The organism is Nocardia sp. NPDC050712 (genome assembly GCF_040654295.1).
Lineage (GTDB): Bacteria > Actinomycetota > Actinomycetes > Mycobacteriales > Mycobacteriaceae > Nocardia.
Genome location: NZ_JBFAHT010000001.1, coordinates 1,587,458 through 1,607,177, shown reverse-complemented (window position 1 = coordinate 1,607,177; position 19,720 = coordinate 1,587,458). Strand labels below are relative to the sequence as shown.

General features: G+C 69.9%; 17 protein-coding genes. 9 read left to right on the top strand and 8 right to left on the bottom strand.

The genetic code is table 11. The features are described 5' to 3' along the window. Nucleotides 1-197 precede the first annotated feature (197 nt). The gene (locus tag AB0H76_RS07735; RefSeq protein WP_357318842.1) at nucleotides 198-1,865 is read left to right on the top strand and encodes an alkaline phosphatase D family protein; all 1,668 of its coding nucleotides are present in this window, start codon (nucleotides 198-200) and stop codon (nucleotides 1,863-1,865) included. Nucleotides 1,866-1,884: 19 nt separating this feature from the next. On the opposite strand, the gene AB0H76_RS07730 is transcribed toward AB0H76_RS07735, so the two are convergent. Beyond that, nucleotides 1,885-3,054, bottom strand: a complete 1,170-nt coding sequence (locus tag AB0H76_RS07730; protein WP_357318839.1) for a kinase — start codon at nucleotides 3,052-3,054, stop codon at nucleotides 1,885-1,887. A 194-nt stretch (nucleotides 3,055-3,248) separates the two neighbouring features. On the opposite strand from AB0H76_RS07730, the gene AB0H76_RS07725 reads away from it, so the two are divergent. Beyond that, a complete protein-coding gene (locus AB0H76_RS07725) occupies nucleotides 3,249-4,469 on the top strand; it encodes a hypothetical protein (protein WP_357318836.1) in 1,221 nt (406 codons plus the stop codon). Nucleotides 4,470-4,528: 59 nt separating this feature from the next. Here AB0H76_RS07725 and aspS read toward each other — a convergent pair whose 3' ends face one another. After that, nucleotides 4,529-6,334: an aspartate--tRNA ligase gene (gene aspS, locus AB0H76_RS07720; protein ID WP_357320504.1), complete on the bottom strand. Its 1,806-nt coding sequence runs from the start codon at nucleotides 6,332-6,334 to the stop codon at nucleotides 4,529-4,531. Between the two features lie 230 nt (nucleotides 6,335-6,564). On the opposite strand from aspS, the gene AB0H76_RS07715 reads away from it, so the two are divergent. Together AB0H76_RS07715 and AB0H76_RS07710 are read left to right on the top strand one after the other, a co-directional pair. Next, a complete protein-coding gene (locus tag AB0H76_RS07715) occupies nucleotides 6,565-7,491 on the top strand; it encodes a neutral zinc metallopeptidase (protein ID WP_357318834.1) in 927 nt (308 codons plus the stop codon). A 121-nt stretch (nucleotides 7,492-7,612) separates the two neighbouring features. Next, complete coding sequence (locus AB0H76_RS07710) at nucleotides 7,613-8,140, top strand: hypothetical protein (RefSeq protein ID WP_357318831.1); 528 nt, start codon at nucleotides 7,613-7,615, stop codon at nucleotides 8,138-8,140. Between the two features lie 60 nt (nucleotides 8,141-8,200). Here the strand turns inward: AB0H76_RS07710 and AB0H76_RS07705 are convergent, their stop codons facing one another. Together AB0H76_RS07705 and AB0H76_RS07700 are read right to left on the bottom strand one after the other, a co-directional pair. Further along, complete coding sequence (locus tag AB0H76_RS07705) at nucleotides 8,201-9,859, bottom strand: hypothetical protein (protein ID WP_357318829.1); 1,659 nt, start codon at nucleotides 9,857-9,859, stop codon at nucleotides 8,201-8,203. 10 nt (nucleotides 9,860-9,869) lie between these two features. After that, nucleotides 9,870-10,190: a type VII secretion target gene (locus tag AB0H76_RS07700; RefSeq protein WP_357318827.1), complete on the bottom strand. Its 321-nt coding sequence runs from the start codon at nucleotides 10,188-10,190 to the stop codon at nucleotides 9,870-9,872. 178 nt (nucleotides 10,191-10,368) lie between these two features. Here AB0H76_RS07700 and AB0H76_RS07695 point away from each other — a divergent pair, with 178 nt between their 5' ends. The 4 genes from AB0H76_RS07695 (at nucleotide 10,369) to AB0H76_RS07680 (ending at nucleotide 15,506) form a co-directional block, all read left to right on the top strand. After that, entirely contained in the window at nucleotides 10,369-11,370 is a 1,002-nt protein-coding gene (locus tag AB0H76_RS07695; protein WP_357318824.1) for an NAD-dependent epimerase/dehydratase family protein, read from the top strand. A 31-nt stretch (nucleotides 11,371-11,401) separates the two neighbouring features. After that, complete coding sequence (locus AB0H76_RS07690; protein ID WP_357318821.1) at nucleotides 11,402-12,418, top strand: Rv2578c family radical SAM protein; 1,017 nt, start codon at nucleotides 11,402-11,404, stop codon at nucleotides 12,416-12,418. A 68-nt stretch (nucleotides 12,419-12,486) separates the two neighbouring features. Beyond that, nucleotides 12,487-14,427, top strand: a complete 1,941-nt coding sequence (locus tag AB0H76_RS07685; RefSeq protein ID WP_357318819.1) for a 2-oxoacid:acceptor oxidoreductase subunit alpha — start codon at nucleotides 12,487-12,489, stop codon at nucleotides 14,425-14,427. Beyond that, nucleotides 14,424-15,506, top strand: coding sequence for a 2-oxoacid:ferredoxin oxidoreductase subunit beta (locus AB0H76_RS07680; RefSeq protein WP_357318816.1), 1,083 nt, complete (start codon nucleotides 14,424-14,426; stop codon nucleotides 15,504-15,506). Before AB0H76_RS07685 ends, AB0H76_RS07680 begins: the two co-directional genes overlap by 4 nt. Nucleotides 15,507-15,558: 52 nt before the next feature. Here the strand turns inward: AB0H76_RS07680 and AB0H76_RS07675 are convergent, their stop codons facing one another. Next, complete coding sequence (locus tag AB0H76_RS07675; RefSeq protein WP_357318813.1) at nucleotides 15,559-16,572, bottom strand: malate dehydrogenase; 1,014 nt, start codon at nucleotides 16,570-16,572, stop codon at nucleotides 15,559-15,561. A gap of 91 nt (nucleotides 16,573-16,663) precedes the next feature. After that, the gene (locus AB0H76_RS07670; RefSeq protein ID WP_357318811.1) at nucleotides 16,664-17,095 is read right to left on the bottom strand and encodes a MarR family winged helix-turn-helix transcriptional regulator; all 432 of its coding nucleotides are present in this window, start codon (nucleotides 17,093-17,095) and stop codon (nucleotides 16,664-16,666) included. A gap of 39 nt (nucleotides 17,096-17,134) precedes the next feature. Between AB0H76_RS07670 and AB0H76_RS07665 the strand changes: the two genes are divergently transcribed. Next, on the top strand, nucleotides 17,135-17,560 hold the full coding sequence (locus tag AB0H76_RS07665; RefSeq protein WP_357318808.1) for a hypothetical protein: 426 nt from the start codon (nucleotides 17,135-17,137) through the stop codon (nucleotides 17,558-17,560). A 105-nt stretch (nucleotides 17,561-17,665) separates the two neighbouring features. Here AB0H76_RS07665 and AB0H76_RS07660 read toward each other — a convergent pair whose 3' ends face one another. Then, nucleotides 17,666-18,313: a hypothetical protein gene (locus tag AB0H76_RS07660; RefSeq protein ID WP_357318805.1), complete on the bottom strand. Its 648-nt coding sequence runs from the start codon at nucleotides 18,311-18,313 to the stop codon at nucleotides 17,666-17,668. Nucleotides 18,314-18,426: 113 nt separating this feature from the next. Continuing rightward, complete coding sequence (hisS, locus tag AB0H76_RS07655; RefSeq protein WP_357318802.1) at nucleotides 18,427-19,692, bottom strand: histidine--tRNA ligase; 1,266 nt, start codon at nucleotides 19,690-19,692, stop codon at nucleotides 18,427-18,429. Nucleotides 19,693-19,720: the final 28 nt, after the last annotated feature.

Below are 19,720 nucleotides of genomic sequence, written 5' to 3'. Positions count from 1 at the left end.
CCGCCTGGGGGCACGCCGGGGGGAGATGCGCTCGGTCATGGTGGCGACCGTACCGGGCGGCTCCGACAAGTCCGCGGGTCGAGGGCGCGACGCCGGGGTGAACCGGAGGCGAACACTGGCGTCGATCTGGACATGCGACCAGAAAGGCGGGCGTTTCGACTTGCCTCGCGCCCGCCGATCGACTGAAATCAATAGCCGTGGCCGAAAACACAGTTGTTTCAGATTCTGCCGGGCCGGGTTCGATCGGCCGGCGGACGCTACTGAAAGGCAGCGCCGCCGCTGCCGCCGCGACCACCCTGCTGAGCGCCGGCACCGCCCGCGCTCAGGACTCGGTATTCCGGCACGGCATCGCCTCGGGCGACCCGCTCCCGACCGGCGTCGTCCTGTGGACCCGGGTCACCGTGGCCGCGGACGCCACCCCCGGCTCGGGCCTGGGCGCCGCGACACCCGTGCGCTGGGAGATCTCGGCCGACCCCGGCTTCGAATCCCCGACCGCGTCCGGAACACACACCGCCACCGCCGATTCCGACCACACCGTGAAGATCGACGTGACCGGCCTGACGCCGGGCACCGGCTACCACTACCGCTTCACCGCGCTCGGTGAGACCTCCCCCGCCGGGCGCACCCACACCGCGCCCGCCGACGCCGACACCCCCGACCGTCTGCGCTTCGGCGTGGTCTCGTGCGCCAACTGGGAAGCCGGGTACTTCAGCGCCTACCGCCACCTCGCCGCGCGCGGGGACCTGGACGCCGTCATCCACCTCGGCGACTACATCTACGAGTACGGCCGCGGCAAGTACGGCGGCCGCAGCGGGTCGGTGCGCGGGCACGACCCGGTCAACGAGATCGTCACGCTGGCCGACTACCGGATCCGGCACGGCCAGTACAAGACCGACGGCGACCTGGCCGCCCTGCACGCGCTGGTGCCGTTCATCTGCACCTGGGACGACCACGAATCCGCCGACAACTCCTGGTCCGGCGGCGCCAACCACCACGACCCGGCCGTGAACGGCCCCTGGCCCGCCCGCCGGGCCGCCTCCGCCCAGGCCTACCTGGAGTGGATGCCGGTGCGCGCCAAGGGCTCCGGCGCCGACGTGCAGATCTACCGGCGGCTGCGCTTCGGCACGCTGGCCGAGCTGTCCATGCTGGACCTGCGCAGCTACCGCGACGAAGAGGCCACCCCCGGCGCGGGCTGGCGCCAGATCGACAATCCGGCCCGCACCATCACCGGCAAATCCCAAATGGCCTGGCTCACCGCGGGCCTGGCCTCCGCGCCGGTGCGCTGGAAGCTGATCGGCAACTCGGTGATGGTCGCGCCGCTGGTGTTCCCGCCGCTGGACCCGGCCGCGAGCAAGGCGTTCACCGACACCTTCGGACTGCCGCAGTCCGGCATCCCCGCCAACGCGGACCAGTGGGACGGCTACACCGCCGACCGCCGCACCCTGTTCGCCACGCTGACCGACAATCAGGTCTTCGACGTGGTCTTCCTGACCGGCGACATCCATTCCTCGTGGGCGGCCGATCTCCCGGTGGAGGCCGCGACCTACCCGGGCGGCCCGACCGTCGGCGCGGAATTCGTCGTCCCGTCGGTCACCTCCTCCAGCATCGGAGAACTGCTGAAGGCGGCTCCCCGCACGGCGGCGGTGCCGATCGAGGAGAGCATCAAGGGCGTCAACCATCATCTGCGCTACGTGGAACTGGAGTCGCACGGCTACGGCGTGCTCGAGGTAACCGCCGAGCAGACCCAGATGGACTGGTTCTACGTGCTGAACGTGGAGGACCCCAATACCGGCGTCCGCCACGGCGCCTCGTTCGCGGTGCGCTCGGGCGGGCGCCTGGAACCGCGCCCCGCCCCGGTGATCTAGCGCCGAGCCCGGCTTTGGGCTATTCGGACCAGCGCTCCTCGAGCATCGCGGACACCTCGTCGGCGAAATCGCCGATGACGTCGTCCCCGGTGCAGCGCGCGTCCTCCGCGAGCGCGGCCCAGCGGTTGATCAGCGCCTCCGAGCGCGGCACCGACATGCCGTGCTCGCGGGCCGCCGCGATGCGCGCGTGGTCGGCGGGCAGGAACCAGTAGGTGCTCAGCCAGACCCAGATGAACCGGGCCTCCAGGATGCGCTCGTCTAGCACCGTGTCGTCGGCGAGGGCCGGCCACACGCCGACCACCTCGGAGCGCCACGCCTCGACCATCTGCCGGGCGCGTTCCCGGGCCAGCTCGAAATCGCACAGGCAGCCGGGGAAGGACACCAGCGCGTAGGCGATGTCCAGGGTGGCGTCGCGGAAACCGCCCCACTCGTAGTCGAGGAAGCGGGCGCCCTCCTCGTTGAGAATGACGTTGTCCGGGCACAGATCCGACGGACTGAACGCGCGGAAGCGGCCGGCCGAGAACAGCCGGTTGCCGCGCACGATGCGCTCGGCGATCTCGCCGGGCACCTCGATGCCGAGCTCGCGGCGCAGTAGGCCGGGCACCTCGGCGATGGCCGTCTCGGCCTGCTGGGCGATGCCGTCCACCCGGTGCATCACGTCGACGCGGCGCAGCAGCGCCACGAAGTCGGCCTCGCGCCCGACGGTGGCCGCGTGCATCCGGCCCATCGCCTGGGCGAAGGCCATCAGCGCGTTGCGGGTGGCCGGTTCGGCGCCGGACTGCAACTGCTGGGTCAGCAGCGAGTTCTCGCCGAGATCGCTGAGGATGAGCAGGCGCTCGGGCAGGCTGTGCGCGATGAGATAGGCGCCGGGGCGCTGATCGCGGCTGAGGGCGGTGGTGAATTGGTAGGAGACCGCTTCGCGCAGGAATGCCGAATCGATGCTGGCGACGCCGGGAGCGAGGCCGCCGGTGCGGCGCTCCTCGGCGTTGCCACGGACCTGCTTGATGATCAGGGTGCGGGGCAGCGAGAAGGCGTTTTCTGAAACGCGCACGCGTAGGACTGTCGTCCTACCACTACCGCTGAGTTCCATCGGATCGCTCAGCTTTACCGGAGCACCCATTCGCTTTGTGAGCAATTGCTGTGCTGCGGACACGACTTCGGCGGCGCGTTCGGCCAATAGTGCGGTCATCGCCTCTCAAGCTACTCGCATGGGGTCACTTCTAGCGAGCGGTTACACAACCTTTCCGCGTCGCTCGGCGTGTCTGTGATGTAGTTGCCGGAGCTGCGCTGTCCGCTTGACACGAGGCGTGATAGTCCGGTTTTCTCATCCTGAACTGTTGTGCGCCACACCGCAAACCAGTTGCGCCGGAAAGGTCGACGACAATGTCCGACACACCGCATTCCACTCCCAGAGATCCGCAGAAGGAGCCGACTGGCGACGCGCCCGAATCAGGGGGTGGGGGGCGGTCCGAGCCGCAATCCGGGCAGCACGAAGGCGCGCCCCCGCCCGCCCAGCCCGATCCCGGGCACAGCGGGCACAGCAGGCACGAGTTACCGGGCGGCGCGGGGTACCCACAGTTCGACGGGCCCGGCGCGCCGCAGTACGGCAACGAGCCGGTGGAGCCGCCGCCGAACGTCGGCACACCGCAGCAGGGTTATCCGCCCCAGCAGGGTTTTCCGCCGCAGCAGGGCTACCAGCCGCAGCACGGGTACGCCCCGCAGCCGGGCTACGGCCCGCCCGGAACGCCCCCGCCGCCCGGGTTCGGGCAGCAACCGCCCCCTGGTTACGGCCAGCAGCCGCCTCCGGGTTACGGGCAGCAACCGCCCCCCGGCTACGGTCAGCCGCCGCCGCCCGGATTCGGGCAGCCGGGCCAGCAGCCGCCCCCGGGCTACGGCCAGCCCGGTCAGCAGCCGCCCGCCGGTGAGCCGTCCGCCAACCGCCCCACCTACGGCTACCAGGCCGCCGGCTCGGATCAGCGCACCGGCCTCGACGTCGGCGCAGCGCTGGGCTACGGCCTGGAGAAGTTCCGCGCCAACATCGCGCCCTGGCTCGGCGTCACCGCGCTCGGCTTCGCCATCTACCTGGTGTACTGGCTGTTCGTGGCGCTGTTCAATCCGAACTCGGTACTGGTGCTGATGGTGCTGTTCCTCGCGGTGATGGCCGGGCTGTGGCTGCTCCAGGCCGCGATGGTGCGCGGCGCGCTCTACGAAACCGACGGCACCCCACCGGTTTTCGGCTCGTTCTTCCAGTTCGGCAACGCGGGCAACGTGCTGCTGACCTCGCTGCTCGCCTTCGCGGCGACCTTCATCGGCCTGGCCCTGCTGGTGCTGCCCGGCGTGATCATCGGGTTCCTGTGCATCTTCGCGCTGCACTTCGTGATCGACCAGGATCTGGGCCCGGTACAGGCGATCCAGGCCAGCGCGCGCCTGGTGATCGCCAATGTCGTGCCGGTTCTGCTGCTCACCCTGGCGGTCATGGTGATCACGTTCCTCGGCGCGCTGCTGTGCGGTTTCGGCCTGCTGGTCGCGGCGCCGATCTCCGTTATCGCGGTGACCTACGCCTACCGGATTCTCACCGAGCGCACGGTCGCACCCGTCGCCTGAACAAAGAACTCCGCCCCGCGCTCTGTCGAGCGCGGGGCGGAGTTGCGCGTACGGCCGAGTTACTCGGCGGCCGCGACCGGTTCCTCGGTCTTCGGCTTCTTCTTGTCCTCGGGCTTGAAGTCCAGCCCGGCTTCCTTGCGCTGCTGCGGGGTGATCGGCGCCGGGGCGTCGGTCAGCGGGTCGACGCCGCCGCCGCTCTTCGGGAACGCGATGACGTCGCGGATCGAGTCCACGCCGGCCAGCAGGGCGGTGATCCGGTCCCAGCCGAAGGCGATGCCGCCGTGCGGCGGAGCGCCGAAGGCGAAGGCGTCGAGCAGGAAGCCGAACTTGTCCTGCGCCTCCTCCTGGCTGATGCCCATCACCTCGAACACGCGTTCCTGGACCTCGCGGCGGTGGATACGGATGGAACCGCCGCCGATCTCGTTGCCGTTGCAGACGATGTCGTAGGCGTAGGCCAGCGCCGCGCCCGGGTCGGTGTCGAAGGTGTCGACCGACTCCGGCTTGGGCGAGGTGAACGCGTGGTGCACCGCGGTCCAGGCCGAATGGCCCAGCGCCACATCGCCGCTGGCGGTGGCGTCGGCGGCCGGCTCGAACATCGGCGCGTCCACGATCCACACGAACGCCCAGGCGTTCTCGTCGATCAGGCCGCACTTGCGCGCGATCTCGCCGCGGGCCGCGCCGAGGATGGCACGGCCGGCCTTGACCTCGCCGGCGGCGAAGAAGACACAGTCGCCCGGGGCCGCGCCGACATGCTTGGCCAGGCCCTCGCGCTCGGCCTCGGACAGGTTCTTGGCGACCGGGCCGGTCAGCTCACCGTTCTCGCCGATCAGCACGTAGGCCAGGCCACGCGAGCCGCGCTGCTTGGCCCACTCCTGCCAGGCGTCGAGCTGGCGGCGCGGCTGGCTCGCGCCACCCGGCATCACGACCGCGCCGACATAGGGCGACTGGAACACCCGGAACGGGGTGTCCTTGAAGTACTCGGCGCACTCGGTGATCTCGACCTCGAAGCGCAGGTCCGGCTTGTCCGAGCCGTAGCGGCGCATGGCCTCGGCGTAGGTCATGTGCGGGATCGGCGTGGTGATGTCGTGGCCGATCAGCTTCCACAGCGCGACCAGGATCTCCTCGGCCAGCAGGATGACGTCGTCCTGGCGGACGAAGCTCATCTCGATGTCGAGCTGGGTGAACTCGGGCTGGCGGTCGGCGCGGAAATCCTCGTCGCGGTAGCAGCGCGCGATCTGGTAGTAGCGCTCGATGCCGCCGACCATGAGGAGTTGCTTGAACAGCTGCGGGCTCTGCGGCAGCGCGTAGAAGCTGCCGGGCCGCAGGCGGGCGGGCACCAGGAAGTCGCGGGCGCCCTCGGGGGTGGAGCGCGTCATCGTCGGGGTTTCCACCTCGACGAACTCGTGGCGCGCGAGCACCTCGCGGGCGGCGGCGTTGGCCTTGGAGCGCAGCCGCATGGTCTGGGCCGGGCCCTCGCGGCGCAGGTCCAGGTAGCGGTACTTGAGGCGGGCCTCTTCGCCGGGCTGCTCGTCGAGCTGGAACGGCAGCGGCGCGCTCTCGTTGAGCACCTCGAGCTCGGCGACGTTCACCTCGATCTGGCCGGTGGGCAGATCCGGGTTCTCGTTGCCGTCGGGCCGCTGCTCGACCACGCCGGTGATCTGTACGCAGAACTCGGCGCGCAGCTTGTGCGCCTGCTCGGCCGCGGCACCTTCGCGGAAGACCGCCTGCGAAACACCCGACGCATCGCGCAGATCGATGAAGATCACGCCACCGTGGTCACGCCGCCGGGCCACCCATCCGGTGAGGGTGACGGTCTGACCGGCGTGCTCGCTTCGCAGCGAACCAGCCAAGTGGGTGCGCAGCACGGTATTCCTTTCGACGATTGCGGGCACCGGGCATTCTCCCCGTCCCGGTGCCTAGCCATCGTAGCGATGACGCAGGCCCAAGCCCTAATAAGGGCAGCGGCGCGAGACCGGTGCGACACGGTAGCGGTGAGTCCCGGATTGCTGGGTATCACATGTAAAGCTGTAGGCGCGCTAGCTCCATCGCGACGAACCGCGCCCGTCCGGCCACTCGATTCACAGGAGCGACACCCATGACCTTCAACGAGGGCACACAGATCGATCCGGGCGCGGTCAGGTCCGGCGGGGGTGGTCCCGGCCCCGGCGGGAAGATCGCGCTGGGCGGCGGCTTGGGCGGGTTGATCCTGACGGTGGTCATCCTGCTGCTGGGCGGGGATCCCGGCTCGGTCGTCGGCGGGCTGACGGGCGCGGACGACACCGCCCAGGGGCCCACCGCGGGCACCCCCGAGCACTGCAAGACCGGCGCGGACGCCAACAAGTTCCTGGACTGCCGGGTCGCGGCCACCACCACCAGCCTGAACGCGGTGTGGGGCACCGAGTTTCCGAAGCAGACCGGCGGCCAGAAGTACGTCAAGCCGCAGGTCGTGCTGTTCTCCGGCGCCACCTCCACCGGGTGCGGCAACGCCACCAGCGAGGTCGGCCCGTTCTATTGCCCGCTCGATCAGACCGCCTACTTCGATGTCACCTTCTTCAACGAGCTGACCACCCGCTTCGGCGCGAGCACCGGCCCGCTGGCCCAGGAGTACGTGGTGGCGCACGAGATCGGGCACCACCTGCAGAACATGCTCGGCGATCTGGGCCGGGCCCAGCAGGATCCGAACGGTCCCGAATCCGGCGCGGTGCGCACCGAACTGCAGGCCGATTGCTACGCCGGCATCTGGGCGCACTACGCCGACAAGCAGAACGCACCGGGCGGTGACCAGCCGTTCCTGAAGACGCTGACCGATCAGGACGTGCAGGACGCGCTCTCGGCCGCCGCGGCGGTCGGCGACGACCGGATCCAGCGCAAGACCTCGGGCCGGGTGAATCCGGAGGCCTGGACGCACGGCTCCTCCGAGGAACGCCAGGCCTGGTTCCTGTCCGGCTACAAGTCCGGCCAGCTGAAGGGCTGCGACACCTTCGGCGCCGCGGATCTACGCAATCCGCCCGCCGTGCGCTGATCCGGCTCCGGCCGGCAGCGCCACGCTGTCAGAATGATCGCCACCCGACGCGCGGGAACCTTCCGGTTCCCGCGCGTCGACCGTCGAGGCAATACCCGGGTTCCAACGGATAAGGGGTTCTATGCGCAAGACGAAATCGGTTCTTCTGCTTCTGGTTCTGCTGTGCGCGGCCGGTTCCGGCCTGGCCGCCGCCGAGCCCGAGCCGGCCCCGGCCCCCGCGCCGAGCACGCCGGCCCTGGCCGAGATCATCCTGACCTTCATCCCGAACGGCTGGACCGGGCGCCACGATCTGCGCCCGGAGCTGGAGATCTATGCCGACGGGCGGGCGATCCGCCGGCCCGACGTCCTCGATATCGCCCGGGCGCCGGACGTGCCGCCGCAGGAGTTCAGCGGGACGATCCCCCCGGACGCGCTGCGGGCGGCGCGCGCCGAGATCCGCGCCCTCTACGACGTCGACCTGGGTGAGCCCGACGTCAAGGACGAAGGCAAGCAGATCATCGACCTGATGCCCGCCAAGCAGGGGCAGGAAATGCATCTGATCCTGTACGCCCCGGGCGCCACCGCGGACCTCTCGCCCGAGCAGCAGGACGGGCGGATCCGCTTCACCGCCCTGTATCGCCGGATGCTCGAGGCCTTCGTCCAGGACTGACCCGAACGCGACGGTGCCCCGCCTCCGGAAACCGGAAGCGGGGCACCGTTTTTCGAGCCGCTAGAACTGATCCTGCTCGTAATCCATCCCGAGCATCTCATCGGAGTGCGTGGCGCCGATGACATCCGGCGTCGATTCACCGAGCGGGCCGGTGAGATCGTCGTTGCCGGTCAGGCTCTGGTACGGCGAGACGTTGCGATCGTGCTCGTCGTCGTCGTTGTTGCCGCGGTTCGCGGCGCCGGCCGGGTTGCCCATGAACGAGTTACCCGTGCCGGCCGGGGTGGTCGCGGCGTTGAGGCCGCTGCCCAGGCCCGTGGGCACGGTCGCGGCGCGCAGCGGCGAGACGGTGCCGGGCACGCCGGAGACGCCCTTGGCCGCCGGATTCCCGTTGGAGGGACTGCCGCTGCCGGTTCCGGTGCGCGGCGTGCCCGTGGAGGTTCTCGGCGTGCCCGTGCCCAGCAGACTGCTCGTACCGGGTGCGGCGGTGGTGGCGGCCGACGGGTTCGTCGAGGCGGGCGTGGTCGGCGCGGTCGAGGACGGCGAGCCGGAGCCGAGCGCCGACTGAGCCTGCGTCGCCGCTTCCTGCGCCGTGCTGGACAGCGGCTCACTGACGTTCTGCGCCACCGTCTCCGCGACCTCTTGCGCCGAGGGCAATCCGCTCTGGCCCACCAGGTTCGAGAGCATGGCGTTCAGCTCGGTCGTCTTGCCGGACAGATCACCGCGGGTGGCGTTGACGACCGAGACCGCGTTGCCCAGGTGCTCGGTGGCCGTGGCCACCAGGGCGGCCTGGCCGGGCGGCGTCAGCAGGACCGGGGCCATGGCGACCGCCTGCGAGGCGAAAGACGTTGCGATGCCGGTCAACTGGGTGTTGCCCGTCTGCACCACGGCCGCGGCCTTCTGGGTGAGATCGGAGATGTCGAAACCGCGCTGGCTGGTCTCGGTGCCCTGGGTGTTGGCCTGCTGCGCGGCGGTGGTGGCCTGCTCGGAGGCGGTGCCCTCCCACAGCTGCTGGACGCTGGTGATGGCGCCCTGGCCCACCTCCATCGCGGATTCGATGACCGAGGAGGCGCTGCTCATGATCTGGGTCGGGTCGAACGCGCCGAGCACACCGGAGCCGAAGCTGCTGAGCAGCTCCAGGATCGGGCTGATGAGCTGGTCCACCCCGGGTAGCGCGGGTAGCGAGACGCCGCTCAGCAGCGAATCGACCGCCGAGGCCGGATCGCTGATCGCCGCGGACAGCCCGGAGGTGTCGGCGATCGACTGCACCTGCTTGGTCAGCTCGCCGGAGGTGAGGGCGCTGCCGGCGCCGGTGAGCGCGCTGGTGGCCGCGGTCTGGGCCTGCTGGGCCGCGGCGGTGATCGCGGTGTTCGCGCCGCCGAGCAGGCTCGACACATCCGTCGGGACGGCACTGAGCACGCTCTGCGGATCGGCGATCGGCGCACCGTTGAGGCCGTTGAGACCACCGAGCCCGGCCGGCATGGTGCCGGCGTTCTGCTGATCCTCGGCGAGCTTGCGCGCGTAAACCAGTGCGGGCGACTCGGGTTCGGCGACCTCGGCGGGCCACTGCCCGAGCGGCACATCCGGAATCCCCTGCTGGGTGGCCTGCACCGCGGCGATCGCGGGCTCGTGCGCACCGGCCGCGGCGTGCTGCAACGTGTCCGAGGCCGGAATGTCCTGCGGCGCGATCACGCCGGTGTTGCCGGAATCGATCGGCTTCATATCCCCCGCCTCAGATCTTGTTGTTCTGCACGGCCAGATTGACCGCGTTGGTGCCGTCCTGCGCGAGGTATTCCTGAGCCGCGGTCTGCGCGCCGGTGGCCAGGTCGGTGTACTTCGCGGCGAGCTCGTTCATGTCCTTGGACTGCAGCACCTGGGCCGCCGCGAAGCTCATCAGGAAGTCGGCGCCGATCACGCCGAAGACCGGTGTCATGGCGGCCACGCTGGCCGCCGAGTCGACATTCGCCACCCCGAAGATCTGGCTCGCGATTCCCGCGTTCTGTGCGCCGAAGACCCGCACCGCGTCCGTGTCCGCCGAGAGAAAATTCGTCAAGTTGGCACCCCCCAAGTTGTTGTGAACATCCGTGTTTCGCCACCTAGCGTTCTAGCCTGCCGCTACGGTTGGCGCTCAATATAGCCGAGAAGGGCGACTCTTTTCGAGCCGATACAGGTGTCCGGATGCCTAACTGGAACGTGTTGCAAATTAGAACAAGTTCTATATTCTCGATCACATGAAGGTCGCAGTGACCGGCGCAGCCGGATACCTTGGCAGTAACCTGCTCCCCCTGCTCACCGCGGCGGGACACGAGGTGACCGCCATCGATCGGGTCGCCCCCGAAAATCCCGACCCCCGCGTCACCTGGGTCTCGGGCAACGTGCTCGATCCCGCCTCGATGCGGGAGGCCCTGGACGGCCACGAGCTGGTGTATCACCTGGTCGCGGTGATCACGCTCTCGGAGAAGAACGATCTGGCCTGGAAGGTCAACACCGAGGGCGTGCGCGTGGTCGCCGAGGCCGCGCTCGCGGCCGGGGTCCGGCGCATGGTGCACACCAGCTCGATCCACGCGTTCAACCAGTACACCTGCGGCGGCAGTATCGACGAGTCCACCGTCCGCTCCACCGATTTTGCGCTGCCGGTCTACGACCGCTCCAAGTGGCAGGGCGAGGTCGAACTGCGCGAGGTCATCGACAAGGGCCTGGACGCGGTGATCTGCAATCCGACCGGCGTCTTCGGCCCGGCCGATTACTGCACCCCACTCTCGCGGGTCAATCGCACGCTCAAAGACGCCGCGGCGGGCCGGGTTCCGGCGATGATCAGCGGCGGCTTCGACATGGTCGACGTGCGCGACGTCGCGCACGGCCTGACCCTGGCCGCCGCGCAGGGCCGCACCGGCGAGAACTATCTGCTCGGCAGCGAAATGGTGACCACCATGGACCTGTGCAAGATGGCCGCGAACTTCAACGGCAAGAAGGGCCCGCGCTTCCTCATCCCGGCCAAGCTGGTTTCCGGCGTCATGCCGGTGCTGGAACCGATCGGCAAGCTGATCGGCAGCGAGGTGCTCTCCAAGGCCGCGCTGGGCGCGATCGTCTCGGCCCCGATCGTCGATCACACCAAGGCCGGCACCGAGCTCGGCTACCAGCCGCGTTCCACCGAGGACACGGTGCGCGACCTGGTCGCGTTCTTCAATAATCCGGCCGGCTTCGCCCCGCTGGCCACCCGCCGGATCGCTTGACACCACTTAGAACACATGTTCGACTGAGGGGGTGCGGTGGCAGAACCAGACCCTGGACGCCGACGACGGCGCCTTACCCGGCCTCGACCGGGCCGGGTTCGTGCGCACCGTGCAGACCCCCGAATTCGACGGCATCACCTTCCACGAGGTGCTCTGCAAGAGCGCGCTGAACAAGACGCCCGAGGCGTCGAATCTGCCGTTCACCTGGACGATCAACCCGATGCGCGGCTGCTCGCACGCGTGCCGGTACTGCTTCGCCCGCCCCACGCACGAATATCTGGATCTGGACGCCGGCCGGGATTTCGACGCGCAGATCGTGGTCAAGACCAATGTCGCCGCGGTCCTGCGCAAGGAACTCGGCCGGCGTTCCTGGCATCGGGAGCCGGTGGCCCTGGGCACCAACACCGACCCGTATCAGCGCGCGGAGGGCCGGTACCGGCTGATGCCGGGCATCATTCGCGCGCTCGCCGAGTTCGGCACGCCGTTCTCCATCCTCACCAAGGGCACGCTGCTGCGCCGGGATCTGCCGTTGCTGACCCAGGCGGCCGGTGTGGTGCCGGTGCGCATCGCGGTCTCGATCGCGATCTACGACCTGGAGCTGCACCGCGGCCTGGAGCCCGGCACCCCCTCGCCCCGGGCCCGGCTGGAGCTGGTGCAGGCGCTCACCGAGTCCGGGTTCGACGTGAATGTCATGGTGGCCCCGGTCATTCCGTATCTCACCGACGGCCAAGCCCATCTCGACGAACTGTTCGCCGCGATCGCCGCCGCGGGCGCCACCTCGGCGGTGGCCTTCCCGATGCATTTGCGCGGCGCGACGCGCGGCTGGTTCCTGGAGTGGCTGGCGCGCGAACATCCGGCGCTGCTGCGCCGCTACCGGCAGCTCTACGGGCGCGGCGCCTACGTGACGCCGGAGTACGCGGCGTGGTTGCGCGAGCGGCTGGACCCGCTTTTGCGAAAGCACGGTCTGACAAGGGAATCCCGGCTACCGTCGGCAGCCGAAACCAAGCCGGAGCACACCGCCGATCCGCAGCTCACCCTGTTCTCCTGAGCCGGCTCCCGCGATCGGAGTACTTTGGCCAATGGCACCCGTCCAGGACGAGGAAGTGACCGAGGCCGATGGCGCAGTGGACCCAACCGGCGGACCAAAGCGATGCCGCCGCAACGAAATTGGAGAAGGTTGTCATCCGGTTCGCCGGTGACTCCGGTGACGGCATGCAGCTCACCGGCGACCGCTTCACCCACGAGGCCGCCGCGTTCGGCAACGACCTCGCCACCCAGCCCAACTTCCCCGCCGAGATCCGCGCACCCCAGGGCACCCTGCCGGGCGTCTCCTCGTTCCAGATCCAGATCGCCGACTACGACATCCTCACCGCGGGCGATCAGCCCGACGTGCTGGTGGCGATGAATCCGGCGGCGCTCAAGGCGAACCTGGAAGACCTGCCGCGCGGCGCGACGGTGATCGTGAACACCGACGAGTTCACCAAGCGCAACCTGGCCAAGGTCGGCTACCCGGCCGACCCCCTGGACGACGGCACCCTCACCGATTTCGTGCTGCACCGGGTGCCGATGACCTCGCTCACCCTGGGCGCCACCGAGCCCGCGGGCGTCGGCAAGAAGGACGGCCAGCGCGCGAAGAACATGTTCGCGCTCGGGCTGCTGTCCTGGATGTACGGGCGCCCGATCGGCGGCACCGAGCGGTTCCTGCGGGAGAAGTTCGCCGCCAAGCCCGAGATCGCCGAGGCCAACGTGCTGGCGTTCCGGGCGGGCTGGAACTACGGCGAGACCACCGAGGCGTTCGCCACCACCTATCGGGTCGCACCGGCGAAGCTGTCCCCGGGCACCTACCGGCAGATCACCGGAAACACCGCGCTGGCCTACGGCTTGGTGACGGCCGGCCAGCTGTCGGGGCTGGAGGTGTTCCTGGGCACGTACCCGATCACGCCCGCCTCCGACATCCTGCACGAGCTGAGCAAGCACAAGAACTTCGGCGTCACCACCTTCCAGGCCGAGGACGAGATCGCCGGAATCGGTGCGGCGCTGGGCGCTTCGCTCGGCGGCGCGCTCGGGGTCACCTCCACCTCCGGGCCGGGGCTCGCGCTCAAGAGCGAGACCATCGGCCTGGCGGTGATGACCGAACTGCCGCTGGTCATCGTCGATGTGCAGCGCGGCGGCCCGTCCACCGGCCTGCCGACCAAGACCGAACAGGCCGACCTGCTCCAGGCGCTCTACGGGCGCAACGGCGAATCGCCGGTGCCGGTGCTCGCGCCGCGCTCCCCCGCCGACTGCTTCGCGACCGCGGTGGCCGCGGCCCGGATCGCGCTCACCTACCGCACGCCGGTGCTGCTGCTGTCCGACGGCGCGATCGCCAACGGCTCGGAGCCCTGGTCGATTCCGGAGGTCGCGGCCATGGAACCCATCGATCCCGGCTTCGCCGCGGAAGGCTACGAGGACTTCCAGCCCTACGCCCGCGACCCGGAAACCCTGGCCCGCCCGCTGGCGGTGCCCGGCACGAAGGGGCTCGCGCACCGGATCGGCGGTCTGGAGAAGGCCGACGGCAGCGGCAACATCTCCTACGAACCGGCCAATCACGAACTGATGGTGCGGCTGCGGCAGGCCAAGATCGACGGGATCGCGGTGCCCGACCTCGAGGTCGACGATCCGGACGGCGATGCCGAACTGCTGATCCTGGGCTGGGGCAGCTCCTACGGCCCGATCGGCGAGGCCTGCCGCCGGGTGCGCCGGCGCGGTGTTCCGGTGGCGCAGGCCCATCTGCGGCATCTGAATCCCTTGCCGCCCAACCTCGGTACGGTGCTGCGGCGCTACCGCACGGTGGTGGCGCCGGAGATGAACGGCGGCCAGCTGGCGCTGCTGCTGCGCGGGAAGTACCTGGTGGACGTGCGGCCGTGGACCAAGGTCGCGGGCACCGCTTTCTCCGCACAGGAACTCGTCGGCGTCATCGATGCCGCGCTGGACGGGTCGATCGAAGAACTGGAACAGGCCAAGGCGTTCACCGCGCGAGCGCGGGCCACCTACGTCGCGACCGGGGGTACCCGATGACCATCGCCGAAACCTCGCTGGCCGGAACGGATCTGGGGCTGACCGGGCTGTCCGGCGTCCCCGCGGCCGAGGGCGCGCAGAAGGTGAAGGACTTCACCTCCGACCAGGAGGTGCGCTGGTGCCCGGGCTGCGGTGACTACGTCATCCTGGCGACCGTGCGCGGGTTCCTCGCCGAGCTCGGATTGCGCCGGGAGAACCTGATGTTCGTGTCCGGGATCGGCTGCTCCAGCCGGTTCCCGTACTACCTCGACGCCTACGGCATCCATTCCATCCACGGCCGGGCCCCGGCCATCGCCACCGGGCTGGCGGTCACCCGCCCGGATCTGTCGGTGTGGGTGGTGACCGGTGACGGCGATGCCCTCTCGATCGGCGGCAATCACCTCATCCACGCGCTGCGCCGCAACGTCAACATGACCATCCTGCTGTTCAACAACCGGATCTACGGCCTCACCAAGGGCCAGTACTCCCCGACCTCGGAGCCGGGGAAGGTCACCAAGTCCACCCCGATGGGGTCGGTGGACTACCCGTTCAACACGCTGTCGGTGGCGCTGGGCGCCGAAGCCTCGTTCGCCGCGCGGGCGCTGGATTCCGATCGCGCGGGCCTGACCGAGGTCTTGCGCGCGGCCGCCGAGCACCGCGGCACGTCGTTCGTGGAGATCCTGCAGGACTGCCCGATCTTCAACGACGGCTCCTTCGATGTGCTGCGCAAGGGCGACTCGGAGTCACGGCTCATCCCGCTGCACCACGGCATGCCCATCCGCTTCGGCGCGGACGGCGAATTCGCGGTGGTCCAGGACGGATTCGGGCTCGCGGTGGCCCCGGCCGCCGAGGTCGCGGACGCCGAGATCATCGTGCACGACGCCTACTCCGACAACCCGGAATACGCCTACGCTCTGTCCCGCCTCTCCGATCAGGACCTGGGCCACGTGGTGACCGGCGTCTTCCGCGCCGTCACCCGCCCCACCTACGACGACGGTGTCCGCGCCCAGTCCGAGGCGGCCCGGGAGCGCAAGCCCGTCGGCCCCGATTCCCTGCAAGCGCTGCTCACCGGCACCGAAACCTGGTCCGTCGGCACGTAGTCCGATAACGCGAAAGGCGGTCCCGGCCGAAGCCGGGACCGCCTTCGCATTGTCAGGTGCGCTTGGCGAACCCCAGGTCGATCACCGCGTCCCGTTCGGCTTCGAGCTCGGCGACGCTCAGGTCGATCCGGCTGCGCGAGAAATCGTCGACCTCGAGCCGCTCGACGATGCGATAGGCGCCGTCGGCGCAGGTCACCGGGAAGGAGCTGATCAGGCCGGCCGGGACGCCGTAGGACCCGTCCGAGGGCACCGCCATCGAGGTCCAGTCACCCGCCGGGGTGCCGAGCACCCAGTCGTGGATGTGGTCGAGCGCCGCGCTGGCCGCACTCGCCGCCGAGGACGCGCCGCGCGCCTGGATGATCGCGGTGCCGCGCTGCTGCACGGTCGGGATGAAGTCGCTGCGCACCCAGGCCTCGTCGTCGATCAGGTCGAGCGCGCGCCGGCCGTCGATGGTGGCGTGGGTGATATCCGGGTACTGGGTGGCGGAGTGGTTGCCCCAGATCGCTACCCGGTCGATGGCCGCGGCGGGCGTGCCCGTCTTCTTGGCCAGCTGCGCGATCGCGCGATTGTGGTCGAGCCGGGTGAGCGCGGTGAATCGTTCGGCCGGCACGTCCGGCGCGTTGCTCATGGCGATGAAGGCATTGGTGTTGGCGGGGTTGCCCACCACGAGCACCTTCACGTCGCCGGCGGCGCTGGCGTTGATCGCCTGCCCCTGCTCGGTGAAGATCGGCCCGTTGGCGGCCAGCAGATCCGACCGCTCCATTCCCGCGGTCCGGGGGCGCGCGCCGACCAGGATGCCGATATTCGCGCCGTCGAATCCGATCCACGGATCGTCGCTGATGTCGATGGACTCCAGCAGCGGGAACGCGCCGTCGTCGAGCTCCATCGCGACACCCTCGAGCGAGCCGACCGCCGCCGGAATCTCCAATAGTCGCAACCGGATCGGAGTGTCGAGGCCGAGCATCGCGCCGGAGGCGATCCGGAACAGCAGACCGTAGGCTATCTGCCCGGCACCCCCGGTGACGGTGACGGTAACGGGGCTCTTCCGGACGGCAACGCTGCTCACGACGAACTCCTTGCGATAGAAGGACACTCACCGATCAGCCTATCGATTCGCACCACGCGCGGACCGCAGGCGTGAGCAACAGAACAGTGGGTCATCGATCACGGTGCGGCGGCGCACCGGGGCCGGCCTGGAAGTCCGCGACGAATCGGGTGAGCAGCCGCGCGAACTCGCTGCGGTCCGCGCCGGACCAGCCGGCCGTGGCGCGGCCGAAGAACACCTGCCGCACGGCGTGCGCGTGCGCGAGGGCGACCCGGGCCGCGGGCGTCAGATGCAACAGCACGCGGCGCGCGTCGGATTGGTCGGCGCGGCGCTCGAGCAGACCCTCGGCGACCGCGCGGGCTACCAACCGGCTTGCCCTGGGCTGGTCGACGTCCAGCGCGGTCGCGATATCGCCGACCGTGCGCGCACCGTCGCTTTCCTCGACGGCGTCGAGGACCGCGAACACCGTCGGGTCGATGGCGGGCCCGTCCGTCCGGAGCCGGTTGAGCGTGCGCCGGGTCTGGCTGCGGCGGATGGCGACCATCGCGCGTTCGATGGCCGCTGTCGCCGGATGGAGCCCGTCATGGCCAAGCCCCTCGGCTACTACCTCCTGCACATCCACACCGGCCTGGAACAGAACTTCGCCGCCCGGCTCGGCGATCGCGGCCTGGCCCGCCGCTCCTGGCAGATCCTCAACACCCTGGGCCGCGGCCCCGCGGATCTGCCCGGTCTGGACAGCGCGCTCGCGCATTTCCTCGATGCGGCCGAACCGACCGTCGAGCCCTACCTCGTCGCGCTCGCCGCACGCGGGTGGGTCAGCGCCGATACCGCGGGCCGCTACGCGCTGACCGATGCCGGCACCGCCGAATACCGCGCCGTCGCCGAACTCGTCGACGCCGAACGCGCCGCCCTGATCGACGGCATCGGGACCGCGGGCTACGACACCCTGATCGGACTGCTCCAGCGTGTCTCCGACAACGTCGACGCGCTCGCCGCCCACCGCCGATAGGCTATCTACCTGCGCGAATCATCCTTGCGCCGAACACTTTCCGCATTCCGTTCAATGTTGCAGTCAGTGCAATATTGCACCCCATGCGCACTCGCACGCGCTGCGTCAAGCGAGCTCGGCGACTTCGCGATCCGACAGCACGATCGGTGAGACCAGCTCCTTGGCCCGGGCCAGCCGCACGGCCCGATAGAGCGGCCGCTCCCCCAGCGCCGCGTCCCGCGCCTCGGCCCGCAACTGCTGCACCAGCACGGTGGAAACGGCGACGGCCGCGGCCAATTGGCTCGCGGCCAGCGCGTCGGCGAGTTTGCGCAGGCCGAGCAGGTGCAGTTCGCGCCCGCTGCCGGCGTCGGTGTACATCGCCAGCGGAATGATCTGGGTGTCCGGACCGGTGGTGACGCGCAGGGCGATCCGGCTCAGCCGCCCCGGAAACACCAGCAGCTCCACCCCGTTGGCCGCGGCCACCTCGATCTGCCGGGCCCCGAGCAGACGCTGCGCGTGCACCGTGGTGCCGCTCATCCACATCCGGCGCCGCCGCGAGGCCAGTGCGTATCCGACGGTGGGCGCGCCCACGGCCAGCCCGATGGCGAGCGCGACCGGCCAGCTGGCCACCATGGCCACCAGCAGGGTGGCCCCGACGCCGATACCGGTGGCGGTCAGCGCCAGCCGGCGCAGCATCGGCGTGTACACCTCGGGGGCGACCAGGTCGAGCCCGATCCGCGAATTCTCCTCCGAGCCCCCAGCATTGCTCTGCACGACCCCAGCCTCTCCGCGACACCACCGCCGGCGACTACTCGCAGGTCGCCCGAAACGGTCAGCACCCAGGGGTGCGCAGATACGGTACCGCGCACCAGGGTTCGCGGTGCGGGTTACAACGACCGGCGGACCACGTCGACGACCTCGTCGAGGGTCACCTGGCGCTGATCACCGGTCGACATGTCCTTCACGCCGATGGTGTTCTCGGCCAGGTCGCGATCGCCGAGCACCAGGGTGAACTTCGCCCCGGACTTGTCGGCGCCCTTCATCGCGCCCTTGACGCCGCGACCGCCGTAGGCCAGGTCGACGCGCACGCCCGCCGCCCGCAGCTGCGCCGCCACGACCACGAGCCGCTGCTTGGCGGCATCACCGAGCGGCACGCCATAGACCTCGCAGCGCGCCGGATCACCGGCGGACTTGCCCTCGGCCTGCAGCGCCAGCACCGTGCGGTCGACGCCGAGCCCGAAGCCGATGCCCGAGAGCGCCTGCCCGCCGAGCTGGGCCATCAGCCCGTCGTAGCGACCGCCGCCGCCGATGCCCGACTGCGCGCCGAGGCCGTCGTGCACGAACTCGAAGGTGGTCTTGGTGTAGTAGTCCAGGCCGCGGACCATGCGCGGGTTCACCACGTACGGCACGCCGAGCGCGTCCAGGTAGCCGAGCACCTGATCGAAGTGCGCCTTGGCGGTCTCGGAGAGGTGGTCGATCATCAGCGGCGCGTCGGCGGTCAGCTCCCGCACCTCCGGCCGCTTGTCGTCGAGCACGCGCAGCGGGTTGAGTTCGGCCCGGCGGCGGGTCTCCTCGTCCAGCGGCAGCTTGAACAGGAAGTCCTGGAGCAGCTCGCGGTACTGCGGGCGGCAGGTGTCGTCGCCGAGCGAGGTGAGCTCGAGCCGGAAGCCGTCCAGGCCCAGGCCGCGGTAGCCGGCGTCGGCGATGGCGATGACCTCGGCGTCCAGCGCCGGGTCGTCGACGCCGATGGCCTCCACGCCGACCTGCTGCAACTGCCGGTAGCGGCCGGCCTGCGGGCGCTCGTAGCGGAAGAACGGGCCCGAGTAGACGAGCTTGACCGGCAGCTGACCCCGATCGAGGCCGTGCTCGATGACCGCCCGCATCACCCCGGCGGTGCCCTCGGGGCGCAGCGTCACGCTGCGGTCGCCGCGATCGGCGAAGGTGTACATCTCCTTGGAGACCACGTCCGTCGACTCGCCGACGCCACGCGCGAACAGCCCGGTGTCCTCGAAGATCGGCAGCTCGATATGCCCGTATCCGGCCAGTCGGGCGGCGCGGAGGAGACCGTCGCGTACCGCGACGAACTCGGCCGAACCGGGTGGCACGTAATCCGGGACCCCCTTCGGGGCGGAGAAGCTGCTGGTCTTGGTCACGGTGGCAAGTTTCCACCACCGTGGCCGC

Excerpts from the sequence above, each read along its gene's own strand:
- AB0H76_RS07730 (WP_357318839.1), bottom strand. The coding sequence starts at position 3,054 with ATGACCGCACTATTGGCCGAACGCGCCGCCGAAGTCGTGTCCGCAGCA.
- AB0H76_RS07725 (WP_357318836.1), top strand. The coding sequence starts at position 3,249 with ATGTCCGACACACCGCATTCCACTCCCAGAGATCCGCAGAAGGAGCCG.
- AB0H76_RS07715 (WP_357318834.1), top strand. The coding sequence starts at position 6,565 with ATGACCTTCAACGAGGGCACACAGATCGATCCGGGCGCGGTCAGGTCC.
- AB0H76_RS07710 (WP_357318831.1), top strand. The coding sequence starts at position 7,613 with ATGCGCAAGACGAAATCGGTTCTTCTGCTTCTGGTTCTGCTGTGCGCG.
- AB0H76_RS07705 (WP_357318829.1), bottom strand. The coding sequence starts at position 9,859 with ATGAAGCCGATCGATTCCGGCAACACCGGCGTGATCGCGCCGCAGGAC.
- AB0H76_RS07695 (WP_357318824.1), top strand. The coding sequence starts at position 10,369 with ATGAAGGTCGCAGTGACCGGCGCAGCCGGATACCTTGGCAGTAACCTG.
- AB0H76_RS07685 (WP_357318819.1), top strand. The coding sequence starts at position 12,487 with ATGGCGCAGTGGACCCAACCGGCGGACCAAAGCGATGCCGCCGCAACG.
- AB0H76_RS07680 (WP_357318816.1), top strand. The coding sequence starts at position 14,424 with ATGACCATCGCCGAAACCTCGCTGGCCGGAACGGATCTGGGGCTGACC.
- AB0H76_RS07670 (WP_357318811.1), bottom strand. The coding sequence starts at position 17,095 with ATGGTCGCCATCCGCCGCAGCCAGACCCGGCGCACGCTCAACCGGCTC.
- AB0H76_RS07665 (WP_357318808.1), top strand. The coding sequence starts at position 17,135 with ATGGCCAAGCCCCTCGGCTACTACCTCCTGCACATCCACACCGGCCTG.